Annotated in this window: 19 protein-coding genes; 13 read left to right on the top strand and 6 right to left on the bottom strand. The window is 67.1% G+C overall.

Going from position 1 to position 19,466, the window contains the following annotated elements; genetic code table 11:
* The 7 genes from ACXJKH_RS03250 to ACXJKH_RS03280 form a co-directional block, all read left to right on the top strand.
* Positions 1–3,127: XVIPCD domain-containing protein (locus ACXJKH_RS03250; RefSeq protein WP_457318281.1), on the top strand; the 3,127-nt coding region annotated here is incomplete at its 5' end.
* A 589-nt stretch (positions 3,128–3,716) separates the two neighbouring features.
* The gene (locus tag ACXJKH_RS03255) at positions 3,717–3,905 is read left to right on the top strand and encodes a hypothetical protein (protein ID WP_256775096.1); all 189 of its coding nucleotides are present in this window, start codon (positions 3,717–3,719) and stop codon (positions 3,903–3,905) included.
* Positions 3,906–4,044: 139 nt separating this feature from the next.
* Positions 4,045–4,938: an XVIPCD domain-containing protein gene (locus tag ACXJKH_RS03260; protein WP_256775097.1), complete on the top strand. Its 894-nt coding sequence runs from the start codon at positions 4,045–4,047 to the stop codon at positions 4,936–4,938.
* Positions 4,939–5,117: 179 nt separating this feature from the next.
* Positions 5,118–6,263 carry a YncE family protein gene (locus tag ACXJKH_RS03265; RefSeq protein WP_457318282.1) on the top strand — a complete coding sequence of 382 codons (1,146 nt, stop codon included), beginning with the start codon at positions 5,118–5,120 and terminating at the stop codon, positions 6,261–6,263.
* Between the two features lie 114 nt (positions 6,264–6,377).
* The gene (locus ACXJKH_RS03270; RefSeq protein WP_457318283.1) at positions 6,378–7,400 is read left to right on the top strand and encodes a hypothetical protein; all 1,023 of its coding nucleotides are present in this window, start codon (positions 6,378–6,380) and stop codon (positions 7,398–7,400) included.
* Between the two features lie 499 nt (positions 7,401–7,899).
* On the top strand, positions 7,900–8,712 hold the full coding sequence (locus tag ACXJKH_RS03275) for an alpha/beta fold hydrolase (RefSeq protein WP_457318284.1): 813 nt from the start codon (positions 7,900–7,902) through the stop codon (positions 8,710–8,712).
* Between the two features lie 20 nt (positions 8,713–8,732).
* The gene (locus ACXJKH_RS03280) at positions 8,733–8,906 is read left to right on the top strand and encodes a hypothetical protein (protein WP_312239092.1); all 174 of its coding nucleotides are present in this window, start codon (positions 8,733–8,735) and stop codon (positions 8,904–8,906) included.
* Positions 8,907–8,925: 19 nt separating this feature from the next.
* On the opposite strand, the gene ACXJKH_RS03285 is transcribed toward ACXJKH_RS03280, so the two are convergent.
* On the bottom strand, positions 8,926–9,828 hold the full coding sequence (locus tag ACXJKH_RS03285) for a class I SAM-dependent methyltransferase (protein ID WP_457318285.1): 903 nt from the start codon (positions 9,826–9,828) through the stop codon (positions 8,926–8,928).
* 157 nt (positions 9,829–9,985) lie between these two features.
* On the opposite strand from ACXJKH_RS03285, the gene ACXJKH_RS03290 reads away from it, so the two are divergent.
* Entirely contained in the window at positions 9,986–10,840 is an 855-nt protein-coding gene (locus ACXJKH_RS03290) for a hypothetical protein (RefSeq protein ID WP_457318286.1), read from the top strand.
* A gap of 145 nt (positions 10,841–10,985) precedes the next feature.
* Positions 10,986–11,468 carry an REP-associated tyrosine transposase gene (locus tag ACXJKH_RS03295; RefSeq protein ID WP_457318287.1) on the top strand — a complete coding sequence of 161 codons (483 nt, stop codon included), beginning with the start codon at positions 10,986–10,988 and terminating at the stop codon, positions 11,466–11,468.
* A 269-nt stretch (positions 11,469–11,737) separates the two neighbouring features.
* Here ACXJKH_RS03295 and ACXJKH_RS03300 read toward each other — a convergent pair whose 3' ends face one another.
* Positions 11,738–12,160, bottom strand: a complete 423-nt coding sequence (locus ACXJKH_RS03300) for a hypothetical protein (RefSeq protein ID WP_457318288.1) — start codon at positions 12,158–12,160, stop codon at positions 11,738–11,740.
* Positions 12,161–12,266: 106 nt separating this feature from the next.
* Between ACXJKH_RS03300 and ACXJKH_RS03305 the strand changes: the two genes are divergently transcribed.
* Positions 12,267–12,614 (top strand): hypothetical protein, encoded by a 348-nt coding sequence (locus ACXJKH_RS03305; RefSeq protein WP_457318289.1) that lies wholly within the window; start codon positions 12,267–12,269, stop codon positions 12,612–12,614.
* Here ACXJKH_RS03305 and dmeF read toward each other — a convergent pair.
* On the bottom strand, positions 12,586–13,686 hold the full coding sequence (gene dmeF, locus ACXJKH_RS03310) for a CDF family Co(II)/Ni(II) efflux transporter DmeF (protein WP_457318290.1): 1,101 nt from the start codon (positions 13,684–13,686) through the stop codon (positions 12,586–12,588). The two genes, ACXJKH_RS03305 and dmeF, sit on opposite strands and share 29 nt — an antisense overlap.
* A gap of 50 nt (positions 13,687–13,736) precedes the next feature.
* On the opposite strand from dmeF, the gene ACXJKH_RS03315 reads away from it, so the two are divergent.
* The gene (locus ACXJKH_RS03315; protein WP_457318291.1) at positions 13,737–14,012 is read left to right on the top strand and encodes a metal/formaldehyde-sensitive transcriptional repressor; all 276 of its coding nucleotides are present in this window, start codon (positions 13,737–13,739) and stop codon (positions 14,010–14,012) included.
* Between the two features lie 49 nt (positions 14,013–14,061).
* On the opposite strand, the gene ACXJKH_RS03320 is transcribed toward ACXJKH_RS03315, so the two are convergent.
* Positions 14,062–14,433 carry a MerC domain-containing protein gene (locus ACXJKH_RS03320; RefSeq protein ID WP_457318292.1) on the bottom strand — a complete coding sequence of 124 codons (372 nt, stop codon included), beginning with the start codon at positions 14,431–14,433 and terminating at the stop codon, positions 14,062–14,064.
* A gap of 69 nt (positions 14,434–14,502) precedes the next feature.
* On the opposite strand from ACXJKH_RS03320, the gene ACXJKH_RS03325 reads away from it, so the two are divergent.
* Positions 14,503–15,834 (top strand): GTP-binding protein, encoded by a 1,332-nt coding sequence (locus ACXJKH_RS03325; protein WP_457318293.1) that lies wholly within the window; start codon positions 14,503–14,505, stop codon positions 15,832–15,834.
* Positions 15,835–15,855: 21 nt separating this feature from the next.
* Here ACXJKH_RS03325 and ACXJKH_RS03330 read toward each other — a convergent pair whose 3' ends face one another.
* A complete protein-coding gene (locus ACXJKH_RS03330) occupies positions 15,856–17,466 on the bottom strand; it encodes an ABC-F family ATP-binding cassette domain-containing protein (RefSeq protein ID WP_457318294.1) in 1,611 nt (536 codons plus the stop codon).
* Positions 17,467–17,639: 173 nt separating this feature from the next.
* Entirely contained in the window at positions 17,640–18,542 is a 903-nt protein-coding gene (locus tag ACXJKH_RS03335) for a LysR family transcriptional regulator (RefSeq protein ID WP_457318295.1), read from the bottom strand.
* 233 nt (positions 18,543–18,775) lie between these two features.
* Here ACXJKH_RS03335 and ACXJKH_RS03340 point away from each other — a divergent pair.
* On the top strand, positions 18,776–19,466 hold a 691-nt coding region (locus ACXJKH_RS03340), incomplete at its 3' end, for a serine hydrolase domain-containing protein (protein WP_457318296.1).

A 19,466-nucleotide genomic window follows, 5' to 3' on the forward strand; every position in this document is an offset into this window, starting at 1 on the left:
CCTTTACACCAATGCCCCACTTGGCATGACTGCGGAGGACATCCGGCCTCGGACGCAGATGTTCCTCCATGGTATCGATAATTACGGTCGCGCGAACGCCCATCAGCTCGCCACACTCAATGGGCTTTCATCCGTTGATCGTGGGTACCTTTCGGTTACCCAATCCGAGGCAAGAATCCTCACTGTGCTTGAGTTTTCTCAGCAATCGACTAACAGGTTGACGAAAGGTGGTGACTTGGATCTGCAGCGGCACCAGTTGGCGCAGGCAATAGCCAATGCTCATCAGGATGGGCGAATAGCTTTGTCCGAGAAGGGTATACAAAAAGTTGAAGCCACTCTGGGCCAGGCTGCAGCCAGTTCACTCCGCGTGCCTCGTGGACAGCAAGGCTTTGCGTCGATCGGCTTATTGCTTGGCGATACCCCGACCAGCACGCTCGTACGCACTGGCGGGCTGCTGACCACAGGCGCTGACGCCATCCTGACCGCCCGCCGCTCCGCCGAGCTGCTTGAACAAGGCAATGCCACCGCAGCACAGTCTGAGGTCAACCACGCCCTCGCCCGAAATGTTGGCGGTTGGGCCGGTGGCACTTCCATGGCCATGGCATTGGGGGGAAGCGGCTACGTACCGGCCGCTGTAGTCGCGGCGGATGCATTGTTCCTGGCCAAGGCATTCGAAAAAGGGGCCGACCTACTGGACAACCGTGCCATTTACCATCAGACCGCCTCTGGTGTGTCGTGGGCGTTCGATGGAGCCCAATGGTATCGGGAGGCAGACTTCGAGCGAGTAAGCGCCGGATCGAGCGACCCGATCGAGGGGCGTGTTGCGGCCAGTTACGAAAAGTCCCAGCAGCTGGGGGCGATGGCGACCGCGAAGGCGGTTGAACTCGCGCTTGGCAAAGCACCGCCGCCCCAGGATCCATTCAAGATTCCAGCCCAGGCAAGCGAGCAGCGCGGCTTGGACAATCAGGACTGGTACCGCAATCCCGATACCTCGGCATGGGAGCGACAGGTCAAAACCGGCTTGTCCGGCGCAAATGATCGGGCAAGCTACGAAACCCAGACTGCGACGCCGGAGCGCGCCCAGCAACTCAATCAAGAGGCATTGGACCGTATCGAGGGCAATATTGCTACGGGGCCGGAGGCGATCGCAGCGCAGTATCTGGAAGCGTATGCTGCGCAACGCGCGCAAGACTACGGGGTGAGCGTGCCGGAGGCAGTCGAGTCGGCGCGCGCCAAATCCGGCGCCGTGCTCGGTTCGGATAGTGAGCGTTATCTGCGCAGTGCGGTGGGTCAGTGGGTGAGCGGGAGCCGGATGGCCGAAGGTAACCTGGCGCTGGAACTTGAGCTGACCAACCAGATGCGCCAGCCGTCGCTGGAGCGCTTCCAGCAGGAGCTGGCAGACATCCAGGCTTTGCCGGCGCCGTCGGTGGAGCAGACCGGGAAGAACGAACTGCTGCACCGCTATCAAAGCGCTGGCGTGGACCTGAACGTAAATCCTGAAACCCAGCAAGCCATCGCGCTGGCTGTGCAGCGCACGCTGGATGCCAATGGCGTCACCGGCCAGACGATGCAGCAACTTCAACGCAATGAGACGGGCCAGTATGGCTACGACAGCCCCATCAATTACTATCAGACCGGGCCCGATGGCGTGGCGCATCTGGTGGCCGTTACCGACGTTGCTGAGCTGCGACGGGCGTGGACGGAGGTCCGGGCACAGCAACAGGAAGACGCGCCGATCCCTGACTCCCCAGAGCTACGCATCACCGCACTATCGGCCCAGGAACGCGATGCCCACGAACAGGCGCTGCGCGAGGCGAACCGTGAGGGACTCTCCATCGGCGAGGCGCAGCAGGTCGCTGCCGCTGCTGCGCTGGGCGTAGCTGATCAGCGCATTGAAGAGGCGTTGGCGCCGGAGGTGCAGCAGCGGGAGTCGGGACCTGTAGAGGCCACCGTTGCTCCGGCAATGGCCGCCGCCTCGATACCGCCCATCAGTGCACCGCTCCCCACGGAGGCTGATCGTGCGCAGTCTTCTGAGATGGATCGCCACGACGAAGCACGCCGCACCGAGGCGGAGCGGGCGCAGGCGTCGAGAGAAACCGAGGAAGCCGATCGGCGCCACGCCGTCGACACGGCAGACGAGGTGGTCAGACAAGTGCCGCAGGCGCAGACCAATCATCCGGAGACAGCTGAAGCGCCGCCCATGTCTCCTGCTGGCTCCAGTGCTCCCGACGCAATGAACCTCCAGCCCGCCCATGTGGAGCCAGGCGCTGCGGTGCCAGCTGCGCACGAGCCGCAGCGCGGATCTGAGCCGGAGGCGGTCACCATTGCCAACACCCATCAGCTCCCACCTCAGATCACTGAGCCGCAGCCCATCGCTGACCAGCTTGCGAGTGACTGGCAGCCGGCAAACGAGGATTCCCGCGAGCAGATGCAGTCGCTCGCAGAAGAAGCGATCCCACCACACCACTTCACCCAGCCATCGACTGACGCCGAGCTGGAGCAGACCGCACAGCCGCCTGTATACAATCGCGAAGAGACCTACGCCCAAGACGCCCTGCTGCGGCAGGCAGAGCAGGCAGAGCAGTCGATCTCCAGCGAAGCAGAGCGCGAGGAACTTGCAGATATTCCCCCGGCCGAGCCACTCGACGTTGCGCGCCTACCTGAGCAACAGCACGCCGCGCCAGCGAAGCTGTCACCCGCGCACCCGGACCACCCGGACAACCGACTCTACGAGCAGATCCGCGAGGGAGTAGCCGAGTTGGACGCCCAGCATGGCCGCACACCCGATGCGATGAGCGAGCGCCTGACCGGCAGCCTGCTCGTACTGGCGAAGGACAACGGGCTGGACCGCGTCGACCACGTGGTGTTGAGCCAAGCGACGGCCGATGCCCGGTCCGGGCAGAACGTGTTCGTCGTCCAGGGCGAGATGGGCGATCCCGCGCAGTTGCGTGCAGGGATGTCGACCCAGCAGGCCGTGTCGACGCCGTGGGACGATTCCATGCAGCAATTCGATGCGGTGGCAGAGGAACGCCAAGCGCGTGCGCAACAGCAGGCGCTGCAGCAGCAGGACGAAGACCAACGCGTGCAGCACGAAATGCAGCTGACGGCTGCAAGCATGGGTGGCTAGGTGCGGCCACTACAGCGTTCATGGGTGTGCGAGACCCATGGCGTGCTCGTTAGCGCGTGTGTGAGCGAACTCGCTCGGACCCAGGTTGCGCTCCAGGCGCTGATTGCGTCACCTCACCGGGAGGTTCATTTCACACCAACCGGGATGCAGCGATCATGGCGGGCGGGGCAGGGAGGCAACCCGCCTCGTAAAACCGCAGGGTCGTTCACGCAAGAACTGTGGAATGGCCGCACGCCGGAGTAGCCTGATAGCTGTTGTCTTTGGCAACTGGCCCTGTGAAAGATAAGTTCCACTTCACTCGGCCTGCCTACTCGATTCATGGTGGAGGTGGAGCTTCGAAACTCCACGACATATGACRAGAACGACGTGCAATACGTCGGGAGGGCGGCTAATAAAACACCCCCGGAAGGGGGGAATAAGCCCGCCGATCATATGCGGTTTCGAACCTCCCGACACCCTTTCGCCCCCGCGGGCGAAAGCACCTCCCGTCAGGAGTGGCCAACATGCACGAACCTCTGAATCCGGCTACCCCAACAGTCGGTATGGCCGTAGCGCAGTCCTCCGTCCCGCTGCATGCGCGGTGCACGCCATGACCATGGAGAACGCCCACTTCACCCTCGCCGAGATCTTCGACGCCTTCCACCGCTCCTCCGAGCTGTGTCGCCCCATCTGGCGCGCCTCCTTTGAAATCTGCTGCATGGCGCTGGGCCTGAACCCCGCGCGGGAATGGGAGCGCCAGGTCCGGCGAGCGCGTCAAGGAGACAGCGAGGTGCATTGAGTCCTTCGGCCCAGCCTTCGAGGCAGAACGCAGACTTGCTGCCCCTTCACCCGCCTATGCGATCATCCCCGCCAAGGACCGCCATTCGACAATCGAACGGCGCGGGGCAAGGGTCGGTTTCAGACAGGGCTGAGTGAGCATGGAGCACAACGAACACTACACGGTGACCATTTACCTGGCCGCGCCGGGCACACCGCTCGAGGGCGGCGGCACCGCGCTCATGGGGCACATGTACCTGCAGACCGCGCACGGCGCGCAGCGGGACAGCTACGGCTTCGGCCCGGCCCCGGATGCGGCCTCGGGCGTGGTGTCCTACACCGATGCGGATACCTACAAGGATCCCTACTACGCCCGCACCCTGGAGATCACCCGGGAACAGTTCGACAGGATCCGCGCGTTCGGCGCGCATCCGGCCGCGCACGGTTTCAACATCAACGGGCCGGTGTTCACCAGCAGCTGCGTGGATTTTGCTTGGGCCGCACTCGGCCACGCCGGCATCCACCGGCAGACCGGTGCCGATACCGACCACGACAGCGAGTTCGCGGTGCTGTTCAACCAGCCGGAAGTGCAGTGCATTGCAGCACCGGTCCCGGGCAGCGCACTGAACACCGAGCACCACAACCCGCTGCCCGAGCGCGATGTGTGGCAGCGTCGCCTGGCCGAAATGGAACGGCAGAAGGCCGCGCGCCGTCCTGCGCCACCGCCGGCGACACCGGCCGATCCCGCCCACCCGGACCACCGCCTGCTGACCCAGCTCAACAGCAAGGTGGCCGAGCTGGACGCCGCCAACGGCCGTACCTTCGACGCCACCAGTGAGCGCATCAGCGCCAGCCTGCTGGCCCTGGCCAAGCAGAACAACCTCTCCCGCGTGGACCACGTGCTGCTGAGCAGGCGCACCGAGGACAACGCAGCGGCCGAGAACATCTTCATCGTGCAGGGCGACCGTGATGACCCCGCGCACCTGCGGGCGAGCATGCCGACCGAGGTAGCGGCCAAGACGGCAGTGGATGAGTCGTTGAAACGGGCGAAGTGACATAACGGCGCGCGCTGCAGTTGCCGCCATGACGCGGCCCTGCCGGACGTGACGTCTTCAGCCTGCTACCATGCCCGAGCCATAGCCAGCCTGCCCTGCACGAACCGCTGCACGGGCCGGCCGTTGTACAACGGCCCCGCGAGCCAGGACACCCCCCGTGCCCATCCAAGGAAGCTCGCATGCACCCTCGTTCCGTTTTCCGTTCGGCCGCCCTGGCCCTCGCCGTCAGCCTGACCCTCGGCGCGCCGTCCGCGTTCGCCGCTGACACCGCCGCGCCCACCTCGGCCGCTACTGCCGCCGCCGTCCAGCGCAAGCCGATCGCCCAGGGCCTGTACGAGCTGGCCTTCAGCCCGAAACAGAACGCCGTGTTCGTCGCCTCCTCGGGCGGCTTCGGCGATGCCGCCGGCCCGGCGCAGGTGCTGCGCCTGAACCCGGAAACCCTCGCCGTTGAAGCCCGCATTCCGCTGGAGCGCAAGGGCTTTGGCGTGGTGCTCGATGACGCCGGCGACCGCCTGTATGTCGGCAACACCGTGGACACCTCGGTCACCGTGGTCGACACCGCCGCGAACAAGGCCATTGGCACCGTGCAGCTGATGGAGAAGGTGGTGGGCAAGGATGGCAAGGCCTCCTATACCCACGACCTGCGTGAGCTGGTGGTCGATGCGCCCAACCACCGCCTGTACGTCACCGGTCACTCCGGCGACGGCAGCGTGCTGTTCGTGGTCGACACGCAGACGCTGAAGGTGATCAACACCATCCCCGGCCTGGGCAACGCCAAGGCGCCGGGCCTGGCGCTCGATGCCAAGGGCAAGCGCGTGTACACCTCCAACCTGCTGGCCGAAGTGGTCACTGTCGGCACCGACAGCGGCAAGGTGGAGCAGCGCTTCAAGGTAGGCGCCGAGCAGCCGATGAACATCGCGCTCGACCCGGCCGGCAAGCGCCTGTTCGTCACCGACCAGGGCTCGGAGATGATCCGCAAGTACCAGGCCAGCAGCTCCGGCTTCACCTCGTCGCACCCGGGCCAGCGCGTGCTGGTGATCGACCGCGGCACCGGCAAGGAACTGGCCAGCATCGCCACCGACGCCGGTCCGCTGGGCATCCTGCTGGATGCACCGCGCAAGCGCCTGTACGTGACCAACCGCGACGGCGGCACCGTCACCGCCTACAACAGCGATACGTACAAGCCGGTGGCGACCTACGCCGTGCCGACCCACCCGAACAGCCTGGCGTTGGATGCCAAGAACAACGTGCTGTACGTATCGGTGAAGAATGGCGAGAAGGACGCCAAGGGGAGTGAGGAGTCTGTGGCGCGGATTGCGCTGTAACTGCATGCGGTGACGCACATCCGGCCCTTTGCGGAGGGTCGGATGTGTCGCCCGCCAATGACATAATCGATCCCGCACCAGGCACGGTCGCCTGCTTCGATAGCGAGATCAGGGATGTCCAACGCTTCATTCCCCCAGCCCCTACCGGCTGACCTGCGTACCCGGCTGGAGGACGATCTGCGTTTCCAGCGCGATGCCGGTACCGCGCTGCTGCGCTTCGCCATCGGCGTGGCGCTGGTCATCACCGCATTCGCAGCCTGGTTGGGTATGCATACCAGCGGCACAGCACCGACGCTGATTCCCACGTTCGTGGCCGCCGCCATCGGGGTGATCGCGATCATCATCGCCGTCGTCCATCGGCGTCTGCGCATGGCATCGCTGCGTGACGTGCTGGCATCGGGCCAGGTCATCGTGGTGGAGGGACGCCTGGATGCGGCGCAGATCCTGCCCGCCTCTGGCGGTCAAGGCCGTGCCTATCTGGTCGATGGCCGATCCTGTTCTGTGGTGGAGGAKTCGCCGGGCAGCGAAGAGTTGCTGGGTTTTGTCGCTCACCAGATCGTCGGCCCCGTCGCTGGCACGCCCATTCGCCTGGTCTTCAACGCGGTCCGCCCTGGACACCTGCTGCAGGTGGAATATCCGACCCTGCACGCGCAGGCCGTCGAGGCCGCACCCATGGTCTCGCGTGACTGGAAGCGCGTGATGGCACGCCCGCGCGCGCTGTTGCAGGCCGCCGCATGGTGGGGCGGTGCGATGGTGCTCGCCTTGGTCGTGCTGGCTTTCCTGCCGGGCGTCAGCCGTGGTTTCAGCGCCTGGCTGGGCATCGGCCTGGTGGTGATGATGCTCTGGGTGCTGCTGCTGTGTCTGCCCGCGCTGCGGATGTGGGGACAGCGCAAGCTGGTGATGCGTGAGACGGTGGCCGGGCCGGTCCAGGAGGTAATGCAGGCGCGCACCCGGCGTGGCCGGCAGGGCGTGGAGAGCGCGCAGTTCGTGCGCGTGGGCGGTCGCTGGTACCGGCAGTCCACTCCGGTTTCGCAGCCGGAGGTCGTGCCGCCATCGCTCGGTAATGAACTGGCCTTCACCTACGCGACGCTGGGTTCCCGGCGAGTTGCGCTGCAGGCTTCAGTGTCGTCGCACTGATCGGAAGTCACTCGAGGCGAGGGCTGGGGCGAACGCGGTGAGGCGCGCTGGCGCGGCTCGTCAGGCTGGCACGGTGGATGCGCAGCAGCTTGCCACTCTGCCTGCCAGGCAGCCAGCACATCGCCCGCGCTGCCCTGCAGCTCGCAGCGCCTCCCTCAACGCGGCCCGCGATGCCGGATGCACGCCCACCCCATGCAACAGCAACGTACGCGCAAGTCCGCCGCAGGCGATGCGGGGAATCGCCAGTACGACAGGAGCGTTGGCGCGAGGGTACAGCGGGCGAAGGTCCATCCGAGCCGGCTCATTATGGCGTTGGTGCGGATTGCACTATGGGTAATGTCCGTCTCACAGACTGAGACCGTGCAGGCAATGTATGGGTCTGGTGAAGCGCTCAGACCTGTGCAGGCGATGTCATCGCCGCCGCCGCATTTTTCACAGGATAGGCCATCGCACTTGCCTAGGATCGGTCACTCCTTTCCCATCGCTCGAAGGATTCCCCATGGCTGCTTCCCACGTCCGTCTGCACGTTGAAGATACCGGCGGTACCGGCCGTCCGGTGGTGCTCATCCACGGCTGGCCGTTGTCGGCCGAGTCCTGGAAGGCGCAGATCCCGGTGCTGAAGGATGCCGGTTACCGCGTGGTGGCCTACGACCGTCGCGGCTTTGGGCGCTCGGACAAGCCGGCCGACGGCTACGAGTACGACACGCTGGCCGATGACCTGGCTGGGGTGCTCAACGACCTGGATCTGAAGGACGCCACCCTGGTCGGGTTCTCGATGGGCGGCGGCGAAGTGGCCCGTTACATCGCCCGCCATGGCGAGCAGCGGCTGCGCAGTGTGGTCTTCGCCTCGGCGGTGCCGCCGTACATGCTGCAGACCCCGGACAACCCCGAAGGCCCGCTCACCCAGGCCAAGGCCGATGAGATGCGCCAGGGCCTGGAGCGCGACCGCGACAGCTTCTTCGATGGCTTCACCAAGGACTTTTTCAGCGCCAAGGGCGTGCTGAAGGTCAGCGAGAAGCAGCGGCAGGAGGCTATCGACCTGTGCAAGCAGTCGGACCAGACCGCCGCGCTGGGCTGCATGAAGGCCTTCGGTACCACCGATTTCCGCGACGAGCTCAAGAAGGTAACGGTGCCCACGCTGGTGCTGCACGGTGACAGCGACGGCACGGTGCCGTATGAAGGGTCCGGCAAGCGCACCCACGCGGCCATTGCCGGTAGCGAGGCGGTGGTGCTCAAGGATGCGCCGCATGGCTGCAATGCCAGCCACCCGGAGCAGTTCAATGCGGCGCTGGTCGCCTTCCTGGCGAAGTGAAGCTGCGTTAGCATCCGGCCATGCGCCAGACCCGAACCCCACCGTGGAAGAAGCCCAACCCCAACGGCGGGAAATCCTCGCCGTTGTCGCCGGCGCAGAAAGACGCCGCGCGGCAACGCGCCGAGGAAAATGGCCGGGCCTATCCGAACCTGGTCGACAACATGTGGGCGAAGAAGCTGCCGCGCGGTGATTGAGGTCGGGTGGCCAACGCCCTTACCGCTTGACCGCCAGCACCCCATCCAGCGCCAGCTCCGCCTTGAAACCCGCTTTCTCCAACCGCTTGGCCACTTCCCGCGGCACATCGCGGCCGCTGGTGAGCTTGTTGGGTGCGCCGGTGTAATGGAACATGCGCCCGCCGTCGCGGATCACCCGCGCCAACTGGTCATAGAACACCTGCGAGTACAGTTCACCGGCGATGCCGAAACGCGGCGGATCGTGCAGGATGGCATCCACCGAGCGGGTCTCCAGCGCCTCGATCGCAAGCGAGACATCGCCCTGGGTCAGTGACAGCCGGCCCCCACTGCTGGCGGCGTCCGGGTCTGGCGACCACGGGTTGAGCGTGCGCAGCCACAGCACGTCCGGATTTTTTTCGAACGACTGGATGCGCGCTACGCCGCCTTCCAGGCAGCAGGCGGCGAAGTAGCCGAGCCCGCCGCAGGTATCGAGCACGGTCTTGCCCGATGGCGCGATCAACGCCACCTTGCGCCGCGCATCCTCGAACGGCGACACCTGCGCGCTTGGCAGCATCTTGATGCCATCGATCTCGAAGGTGGGGGCGTCCCAGTCGGTGGGCACCAGCTTGATCAGYGCCGAACCGAACCGGGACACCGCCAGGAATTCCTCCCCATCCCAGTAGTACAGGGTGCGGTCGCGGGTCTTGCCCGGGTAGTCGTAGCGCGCGCCCTTCCACAACCAGTGGTCCGCAGCCAGGGTGGCGGGACCGGTAGAGCGGCCAAGATCAAGCGAGCCGGTCCACTCGCCGGCGCCGGCATCACGGGCGCGGGTGAGGGCTTGGGCGAGCGGAAGGGTCAGCAGGGGACCGGTGTAATGGGGCACGGGAGTCGGGAACACCCCGCCGTGAGGCGGCCGGGTGACAGGGTAGTCAGGGGTGGGCATCGTACCTGACCACGCGGCAATGCCGCCTGACGGCGGTCGGCTGTCATCGGGCACCGCTATAGTGCGTTCTGGCGCCTTGCCGGTTCCTGGCCGTTTCCGCGGTCGGGGCAGGGCAGGCGGTTACATCGTTTTCCAGGAATGTGAGATGCACCGGACCATGGGAACTATCCGCCGCTGCGTCGGCGCGCTGCGCCGCCACCGGTCTGCAAGGATCGCGCTGCCCAGACTTGGCAGCCACCGGCGCAGCCTGCTGGTGATGGCGACCCTGCTGGCGCTGACCGCCTGCAACGGCTCGCATCCGCCGCCGCAGGGGACCGCGCTGCAGGATGTGCGTGGGATCGAGATCCGTTACACCTACTCCGGATGGGAGCGCGCCGAAGAAGTCCATCGGCTTCGCCCGGGCGAGGGCCGCCGTACCTTCGTGCGGCGCTCGCAGCTGGACATGGACGGCAACGGTCCGGTGACCACCGACAGCATCCCGGCCCAGCGCGTGGGGGAGCTGCTGTGGGCACTGTCGGCGCCTGCGTGGACGCGCGAGCGCGCCGTGGAGGAGGTGGCGCGCCGGGTGCGGCCGCGGGAAGTGTTGAGGTATGCAGCGACGTCGGCCTCGACCCGGGTGCCGGCCTGCACGACCAGTCAGATTCAAGACCAGATGCACCGCCTGCTGGGGGGCGCCCGGCTGCGCGAGGTACTGGAGGACTACTACACCGGTGGCATCTGGACCGACGATTCTCCGGTGATGCACGTGGTCATCGAGTATGGGAATGCACCGACACGGGTACTCAGTTCGCGCTCGCAGAAGCTGATGATGTTGCCGTGGACCGAGGGGGAACCGTCGGCCGATTCGGACGTCGCGCCACAGAACTGGTCGGTGCYGGTAAGCCAGGCGCTTCGACGGTTGCTGCCGGAGGCGTCGAAGGCTGCCGCGCGGTTGGATGCACGCGAGGATTTCGGCTTGAAGGGATACATTTCGTCCCAAGCCATGACGACCTGCGAGGCGCAGCACCGCTGAGCGGTGTGGTGGCACCCTGCGCGCGCTGTTCCGCTCTCCCGACGCGGTGGTGAGCCAACGCCGATGCAGCGGCGCGTAGCAGTCCGATACGCGCTTCAGGCGCGGACCGATCGTGGTCAGAGGCTGGCAATCGCAGACTGCGCCCATGCCCTACGATCACCGCCCCTGGCAGCCCGGCAACGCGTACTTTTTCAGTGCGCACCTGCGTGATCGGCAGAGCCGCCTGCTGATCGAGCAGGCCCAGGGTCTGCGCCTCGCGTTCCGGGTGGCGCAGCTGGCCCGTCCGTTCCGGATCAACGCGATCGTGGTGCTGCCCGACCACCTGCACGGGGTGTGGACGCTGCCGGAGGGTGACGACGACGGTCATCGGCGCTGGACCCAGATCCAGGCGATCTTCGATCGGCAGCTCCCGGGCATGCCCCCGCGCGCGGTGCTGCGCCGCGACCGCACGGCACGTCCGCTATGGCACAGCGGTTTCCGCGAGCACCGCATTCTGGATACGGAGGACTTCGACCGGCACGTGGCCTACGTGCACCAGAATCCGGTCAGGCACGGCCATGTGCGCGAGGCGACCGAGTGGCCGTACAGCTCCATCCATCGCATCGCCCGTGGGGACGGGCCGTGTTGAAGTACGGCCCCGCGCTGCCCGTCTGCGCGCGTCTGCGGGTGGGGTACTGCAGAGGATGGGTACTGGCGTTGCCGCGCGCGTGCGTCGCACGGCCGGCAGTGCGGGAGAAGGGCGATGGCGGCAGGCACGGGGAGTTGCCCGCCGGCGTTACTGCGTCACTTTCCGGTGGGTCATGGGCACCGGAAGGAACGCACAGCGTCCTCCCGCACTGCCGGAGTAGAGGCTAGTGCGACGTCGTCAATTGCACATCCGCGGCTCGCCGGCTGGACTCAGCCGCAGCGCACTTTGAACACTGGCCCGGCGCCGATCAGCACCAGTGCCATGTAGTCGCTGTCCTTGTCCTTGCCCTTGAGCGTGGCACCGGGATTGAAGTGGAAGATGCCGAACCCGCCGTTCGGGCGTACCAGCGCCTTGTCGATCTGATCGGCGTCATCCTTGAAGAAGCGGGCGATGTCCGCTCGCGAGGACACCTGCAGGACGGTATCGTCGCGTTGCCACTGTTCGTCGCGGTTGAACGACACGTAGTACTGGCCCTGCTGCTGCTCGATGCGGAACTCCGCCGGCTTGCGTGGGTGGGTGGCATAGCACCCCAGCATGGGATCGGAGGAGAACGTGCCGGCGCCGGAGTCGGCGTTGCGGCAGGCGCTGAGCAACAGGGGTGACAGCAGTAGCAGGCGGGTGACGACGTGCATGGCGGGTCCTCCTGGTAGCGGGTATTGCCGCATTGTGGCGTAGCGAGCGGGAGGGACCGTGCACGGCGGGCGATGGTGTACGGTTGGGTGAACCGGGGAGGCTGACATGCAGGACAACACACCATTGGATACCGCGCCGCCGCACGTTGTGTCGTCGCCACGGGCAACGATGGTGCAACGCTGGCCTTGGCTGGGCGTATGCAGCTTCCTTGGGCTCCCGTTGGGTGGCCTGGCCGGCTATCTCGTGCGGCTGGCGAGCGATAGCCCCACGGTCGGCGTGGGCACGAGCGGGGCGACGGCGATCGGCGTGCTGGGTGCTGCCGCCATCGGCCTGATCGCTACCGTCGGCTCGCGGGTTCGGCAGGAACGCTGGCCTTGGCTGGGTGTCGTCGGCGCCGTGCTCAGTGCCGCGCCGCTGGCGTTGTTCATCGTGGCGATGATGTTTCATCGGTGAGAGGGTAAGCGGTAGGTAAAGGATCACCCATTACCGTTTCCACCCGATGTACCTCCACCGTGATGTGCACCAGCTCCTCGTGGATGGACAAGGCTTCACGAAGCGTATCGGCCGTCACCTCGGTGTCGCTCACCACGCTGGCCACGACCGCGTACTTGCCGCGACCAACCTGCCACACGTGCAGGTCCGCAAGGCGTGCTGCCCACGGGCCTTGCTCGATCACCTCACGCACGTCGGCCACGACCGGGGCGTCCATCTGCGCATCCAGCAGCACCCGGCCGGTGTCGCGCAGCAGGCCCGCCGCCCACACGGTGACCAGTACCGCACCGACCAGGCCCATCACCGGGTCCAGCCACGCCGCGCCCCAGAACTTGCCACCCACCAGCGCAGCGATGGCGAGCACCGAGGTGGCTGCGTCCGCGATCACGTGCAGGTAAGCCGAGCGCAGGTTGAGGTCCTGCGCGGCGTGGGGGTGGCCGTGGGCTTCGTGAACATGATGCTGCTGGCCATGCTGATCAGCGTGGTCTGAGTCGTGATCCCGCGCACTGCCGTGACCGTGCGCATGTCCGTGACCGTGAGGGTGCCCATGATGATGATGCCCGTGATCGTGCCCGTGGCTGTCATGCAACCACCACGCGCACAGCAGGTTGACGCCCAATCCCACCACGGCGATGGCGATGGCCTGGTCGTAGTGGATGGCACTGGGCGAGAACAGCCGCTGCGCCGATTGCACCGCCATCAGCAACGCGACGCCCAGCAGCGCGACCGCGCTGGTGTAGCCACCGAGGATTTCGATCTTCCACGTGCCGAACGCAAAGCGGCCGTCATGCGCGTAGCGCCGGGCACAGGCATAGGCGAACACGGCCATTCCCAAGGCGAGCGCGTGCGAGCTCATGTGCCAGCCGTCGGCCAGCACCGCCATGGAGTTGAACCACCAGCCGCCGAGGATCTCCACCACCATCATCRCTGCGGTCAGCCACAGGGCGCGCCGGGTGTTGCGCTCGGCCAGCGGGTTGCCGTCGTCGAAACGGTGGCTGTGGCGGCGGGCGTCGGCGGCGGCGAGGAGGGACATGGGGCGGGCCCGATGGGAATATACCCCCATAGGGTATATTCTCCTGTCCCATGTCGCACGTCCAACACCAACGAAACGCGCTGCTGGCCCGGGTCCGGCGCATGGCCGGCCAGGTGGCCGCACTGGAAACCTCCCTGCAATCGACCGAGGCCGACTGCACCGATGTGCTGATGCAGGCTGCGGCGGTGCGGGGTGCCGCGCACGGCCTGCTGATGGCGCTGCTGGACGAGCATCTGCAGGCGCACGTGGTCAGCCCCAGCGATCCGGCCGAGCGCGCGGCCGAGGCGCAGGTGCTGGTGAAGCTATTGCGCGCCTACGGGAAGTAGGCGCAACGGTCGCCTGCGTGGCTACGGCAGGGTCTGTGGCCTGAGCCCCTCAGTGCCGGTGCCGACGCCAGGCATTCCACACGTGGGTGGCGGCAAGCAGCAGGCTGCCGGCGACGGTCATTGGCGTTTCGGTGTCGTGGCTGGGCCACTCGGCGGCGCCGGCCAGCAACAGCAGCAACCCCAACGCAGCGCTGGCCAGCGCCGCAGCAGGCAGGCGCTGCTGGCGGTGGGCGCGCCACAGGGCGAAGCCGGTCAGCGGCGCGGCGATGGCCACGAACAGCACGTGGACCCATTCGGCCTGGGCCCAGACGCCAAACAGCGGCAGGGCAGCGGCCAGCACCGGCAGGGCCAGGCAATGCAGCAGGCACAAGCTGGACAAGGCGATGGCACCGGCATCGAGCAGGGTGGAAGAACGTTTCATGTGGGTGGGGGACCAGATCTGCGAATGTTATATAGTAACATTTTAATCCCCGCCCGAACCTGTCCCGCCATGACCGCCATTGCTGCTCCTCTCGACACCCGCCTGCCGGTGACCGTGTTGTCCGGCTTCCTTGGCGCCGGCAAGACCACCCTGCTCAACCAACTGCTGCGCAACCGCGAGGGGCGCCGGGTGGCGGTGATCGTCAATGACATGAGCGAGATCAACATCGACGCACAGCTGGTGCGCGATGGCGGCGCCACGCTGAGCCGCACCGAGGAGACGCTGGTGGAGTTCAGCAATGGCTGCATCTGCTGCACGCTGCGCGACGATCTTCTGCAGGAGGTGAAGCGGCTGGCCGCCGAGGGGCGCTATGACTACCTGCTGATCGAGTCCACCGGGATCGCCGAGCCGATGCCGGTGGCGGCGACGTTCTCGGTACGCGACGCGGACGGGTTCTGCCTCAATGACATCGCACGCCTGGACACGATGGTGACGGTGGTGGACGGGGTGAATTTCCTGGATGACTTCAGTTCGACCGATCGGCTGGTCGATCGCGGGCAGCAGGCCGGACAAGACGATGCGCGTGGGGTGGTGAACCTGCTCGCCGAACAGATCGAGTTCGCCGATGTGATCGTGGTCAGCAAGTGCGATGTGGTCGACGATGACGCGCTGCAGTCGACGCTGGCGGTGCTGCGCGCGATGAATCGCGAGGCGCGGCTGGTACTTTCCGAGCAGGGCAACGTGCCGCTGCATGAGGTGCTGGACACGCGCCGCTTCGATTTCGTCAAGGCACAACTGGCCCCGGGCTGGATGCAGGCGCTGCGTGGCGTGCACACGCCGGAGACCGAGGAATACGGCATCAGCAGCTTCGTCTATCGGGCCCGGAGGCCGCTCCACCCGCAGCGGTTCGCGCGGTTGTTGGAACAGGGGCTGGGTGGGGTGATCCGCAGCAAGGGGTTCTTCTGGCTGGCCAACCGCATGGACCGGGTGGGCGAGCTGTCCAGCGTGGGCGCGGCCACGCGGACCGAGGCGGCCGGCTTCTGGTATGCCGCGCGCGAGCGGGTGGCGGCCGGGATGGAAGACAGCACACCGTTGCTGCCGCCGCCGCAGGTGCCATACACCGATGTCGGTTGGGTGCGTCAGCAGGCGTCCTGCTGGACCGCACCGATGCCGGGCATGGACGAAGTAGGTGATGCGGGTGAGTACCAGGCGATGCGGCGGATGTGGCACCCCTGGTGGGGCGATCGCCGCCAGGAGCTGGCGGTGATCGGGGTGGAAATGGATGAGCGCGCGCTGCGTGCGCAATTCGATGCCTGCCTGCTGACCGACGCGGAGATGCACGCCGGCCCGATGCTGTGGCAGCTGCTGCCCGATGCCTTCCCGGCGTGGTCGCGGGGATGAGGCGATGCAGCCATGCGTCGCCTAACACGCCGTGATCTCCCAACCTCCGTCGGCTGCGTCCAGGTGATGGGTCACGCCGACGGCCTGCAGGAGCGCCGCGTCGTGGGACACGATCATCAGCGTGCCCTTGTACTGGTTGAGCATCTGCTCCAATGCGGCCAGCGAGGGCAGATCGAGGTGGTTGCCCGGCTCATCCAGCAGCAGCAACTGCGGCGGCGTGCGCGCATACAGTACGGCGGCGAGTGCGGCTTTCAGGCGCTCGCCACCGCTGAGTGTGCACAGCGGGCGCAAGCTGCGCGTGGCATCCAGGCCCAGCAGGGCCAGCTGGGTGCGCAGGGTCGCTTCGCTGGCGTCGGGATGCGCGTCCTGCAGCAATGACAGGGCCGTGGCCTGCATTGGCAACCCGGAAAGCGACTGGTCGAGCAGCGCTACGCGGGCAGCCACCCTGCACTCGCCCGCCAGCGCCTCGATCTGCCCGGCAAGCAGCCGCAGCAGCGTCGACTTGCCGCTCCCGTTAGGCCCACGCACGCCGATGCGCTGGCCGCGCTGCACGCACGCGGTAATGCGTTGCCATGGGGACGCCGCCCACGGCAACTGCACATCGATCAGTTCGGCGACACGCTGCGGACCGGGCTCGGGAAGCGTGGGTGCCAGCAACGCGATCTCCACCACGTCCTCCACCTGTGCGGCAGCCTCGCGCACGCGGGCGTCCATGTCGGCGCCGCGCTCCAACTGCCGGGCCTGCCAGCGCCCGGCGCTGTTCTCGCTGCGGCTCTTCATCCCGCCGAGCAGGATCGGCGCCTGGTTGGCGCTGCGTGCCTCGCGTTGCGCGCGCGACTGGCGATGCTCCTGGCGCTCGCGCTGTTGGCGAAGCTCGCCCTGCTGCTGGCGGCGTTCGCGCTTGCGCAGGGCGAGCAGGTCGTCGGCGGCGGTGCGTGCGTGTTGCTTCTGTTCGGCATACAGAGCGTAGTTGCCGCCGTAGCTGTGCAGCCCGCCTGGAGTGAGTTCGACGATGCGCTGCATGGCCTGCAGCACGGTGCGGTCGTGGCTGATCACGATCAGGCCACCGCGCCAGCCGGCGAGGGCATCGAGCAGGCGCGTGCGGTGGGCGCTGTCGAGGTGGTTGCTGGGCTCGTCCAGGATCAGGCCGTCCGCGTCGGACAGCAGCGCACCGGCCAGCGCCACCTGCATGGCCTGGCCGCCGCTGAGCGTGGCCGCCGGCCGATCCGGATCCAGTGCAGGCAGCCCGAGTTGCCGCCACTGCGCCTGCAGTTGCTCGCGGATGTTCCAGCGTTCGCCGACGCTGGCGAAGTCGGCCGGCGCGATGCTGCCCGCTTCGATCCGGGTCAGCGCCGCAAGCAACGGCGCGACGCCGGCCAGCTCGGCGATGCTGCCGGCAGGCGCGCCGCTGTGCTGGGTCAGCAGATGGACCTTGCCGGTGCGCTGGATCTGCCCGCTGGTGGGCGCGCGCTGCCCGGCCAACAGATTGGCGAGCACGCTTTTGCCGACACCGTTGCGCCCGACCAGGCCGGTCGGGGTGGTGTCGAGGTGCGTGCTGATATCGGAAAACAGGACCCGGCCGTCGGGCAGGGTATACGTCACGCGGTCGAGCGTGAGAGCGAATGCGGTCATGCGACCTCCATGGATGCCGTTGAATCCCTCACGCGCGCGGCGGGAAGGTCAGTGGCCGTCAGCAGACGGCGGGGCATCAATGGCGCATGCGGGCATACCTCATTACACAGGCGACTGGCTGTCGCGCGGCCAGTATAGAGTTGCGCGCCGCGCAGGCGATGAATATCCGCTGTTCAGCAGCTCACGCCGGTGAGCCGGGCACTGACGAAATCGATGAACACCCGTAGCTTCGGCAGCACGTGGCGGCCCGATGGCCACAGCAGGTGGAAGGTGCCGCAGGCGTGGATCTGGTCGGGCAACACACGCCGCAGTCGCCCGTCGGCCAGCGCGTCGCGCACCGAATGCTCGGGGATGTAGCCGATGCCGCGTCCGGCCAGGGCAAAGGCCAGCCTGGCCTCGATGGTGTTGGAGACCATCGCTACCGGCAGCTCCAGCGCGGGCGCACCGGGTTCACGCGGCAGCGGCCACGGTTCCAGTTTGCCGCTGGTGGGAAAGCGGTAGTGCAGGCAGTCGTGCTGCAGCAGGTCTGACGGCGTCTGCGGGACGCCGCGACGCGCCAGGTAATCCGGCGAGGCGACCAGGTAACGCGGGAAAACGCCGAGCCGCCGCGCGCTGAGCCGCGAGTCGGAGGGCTCGCCGACCCGCAGCACGGCGTCGAACCCCTCTTCGATCACATCGACCATGCGGTCGTCGAAATCCAGCTCCAGGCGGATGCCCGGGTAGGCGGCCATGAAATCGGACAGGATCGGCAGCGACAGGTCGCCGACCAGCGGCAGGCTCAATCGCAGCGTGCCGCAGGGAGCGGCCGCCTGCTGGGCCAGTTCGGTCCGGCCGGCGTCGAGTTCGTCGAGGATGCGCCGGCAGCGCAGCAGGAAGCGCTCGCCTTCGGCGGTGAGGGTCACGCTGCGCGTGCTGCGGTGGAACAGGCGCACGCCCAGCGCCTGCTCCAGGCGGGTGACGGTCTTGCCCGTGGCCGAGGCGGATACGCCGAGCAGGCGCCCGGTCTCGACGAAGCTGCGGGTGTCGGCCACGTGCACGAAGGTCTGCAGGTTGCCCAGGTTTTCCAGCGCGGACATGGCCGTACCAAGGGGGGGGGGGAAGACGCCACTCTAGCGGCACCGGGGGGCTCGGCGGCCCTGCCGGTGGGACGCAGTGGTGCATCGGGGCGCGCTGCGGCCGGATCCCTTGGTGGTACGGGGATTTCCATGATTGCGGAATGCTGCGTCCGGAATGTATGGAGCGCCGCCTGGGTGTTTGCCTGGGCAGTGAAGGCCGACGATGGCGCTCCCCTCCTGCTGGACCGTCCCCCATGTCCTCCGTCCTGGACCTCCCTGCCGTTGCCGTTGCCGATCCGCGCCTGGCGCCGGTCGATGCCGTGCTGTCTGCCGCCCACGCCCACCAACGGATCGTGGGCGCGGTGGTGCTGGTGCGCCAGCACGGCCAGCTCGTCCACGCCAGCGCCAGCGGTTGGGCCGATCGCGAGCAGCAACGGCCGATGTCGCGCGATGCGCTGTTCCGGTTGGCCTCGGTCAGCAAGCCGATGGTGACCGCTGCGGCGATGCGGCTGGTGGCGCAGGGCCTGCTGTCGCTGGACGCACCGATCACCGAGTGGCTGCCCGACTTCCGCCCGGCGCTGGCCGACGGCCGCCGCCCGGACATCACCCTGCGCCACCTGCTCAGCCACAGCGCCGGGTTGGGTTATCGCTTCCTGGATGCCGACGCCGACGGCCCGCATGCACGGGCGGGCGTCAGCGACGGCATGGATGACAGCCCGATCAGCCTGCGCGAAAACCTGCGGCGGATCGCACAGGTTCCGCTGCTGTTCGCGCCGGGTACGGCGTGGCGTTACTCGTTGGGCGTGGACGTGGCTGGCGCGCTGCTGGAGGCGGCCACCGGCGTGCCGCTGGCGCAGGTGGTGCGCGAGCAGGTGAGCCTGCCGTTGGGGATGCAGGACACCGGCTTCCATGCCGACAGCCCGGCGCGGTTGGCCACGCCTTATG

Source organism: Stenotrophomonas sp. P5_B8 (genome assembly GCF_054049855.1).

Bases quoted from the DNA above. Each gene is read 5' to 3' on its own strand.
- ACXJKH_RS03255 (WP_256775096.1), top strand. From the start codon at position 3,717: ATGACCATGGAGAACGCCCACTTCACCCTCGCCGAGATCTTCGACGCC.
- ACXJKH_RS03260 (WP_256775097.1), top strand. From the start codon at position 4,045: ATGGAGCACAACGAACACTACACGGTGACCATTTACCTGGCCGCGCCG.
- ACXJKH_RS03265 (WP_457318282.1), top strand. From the start codon at position 5,118: ATGCACCCTCGTTCCGTTTTCCGTTCGGCCGCCCTGGCCCTCGCCGTC.
- ACXJKH_RS03275 (WP_457318284.1), top strand. From the start codon at position 7,900: ATGGCTGCTTCCCACGTCCGTCTGCACGTTGAAGATACCGGCGGTACC.
- ACXJKH_RS03280 (WP_312239092.1), top strand. From the start codon at position 8,733: ATGCGCCAGACCCGAACCCCACCGTGGAAGAAGCCCAACCCCAACGGC.
- ACXJKH_RS03295 (WP_457318287.1), top strand. From the start codon at position 10,986: ATGCCCTACGATCACCGCCCCTGGCAGCCCGGCAACGCGTACTTTTTC.
- ACXJKH_RS03300 (WP_457318288.1), bottom strand. From the start codon at position 12,160: ATGCACGTCGTCACCCGCCTGCTACTGCTGTCACCCCTGTTGCTCAGC.
- ACXJKH_RS03305 (WP_457318289.1), top strand. From the start codon at position 12,267: ATGCAGGACAACACACCATTGGATACCGCGCCGCCGCACGTTGTGTCG.
- ACXJKH_RS03315 (WP_457318291.1), top strand. From the start codon at position 13,737: ATGTCGCACGTCCAACACCAACGAAACGCGCTGCTGGCCCGGGTCCGG.
- ACXJKH_RS03320 (WP_457318292.1), bottom strand. From the start codon at position 14,433: ATGAAACGTTCTTCCACCCTGCTCGATGCCGGTGCCATCGCCTTGTCC.
- ACXJKH_RS03325 (WP_457318293.1), top strand. From the start codon at position 14,503: ATGACCGCCATTGCTGCTCCTCTCGACACCCGCCTGCCGGTGACCGTG.
- ACXJKH_RS03330 (WP_457318294.1), bottom strand. From the start codon at position 17,466: ATGACCGCATTCGCTCTCACGCTCGACCGCGTGACGTATACCCTGCCC.
- ACXJKH_RS03335 (WP_457318295.1), bottom strand. From the start codon at position 18,542: ATGTCCGCGCTGGAAAACCTGGGCAACCTGCAGACCTTCGTGCACGTG.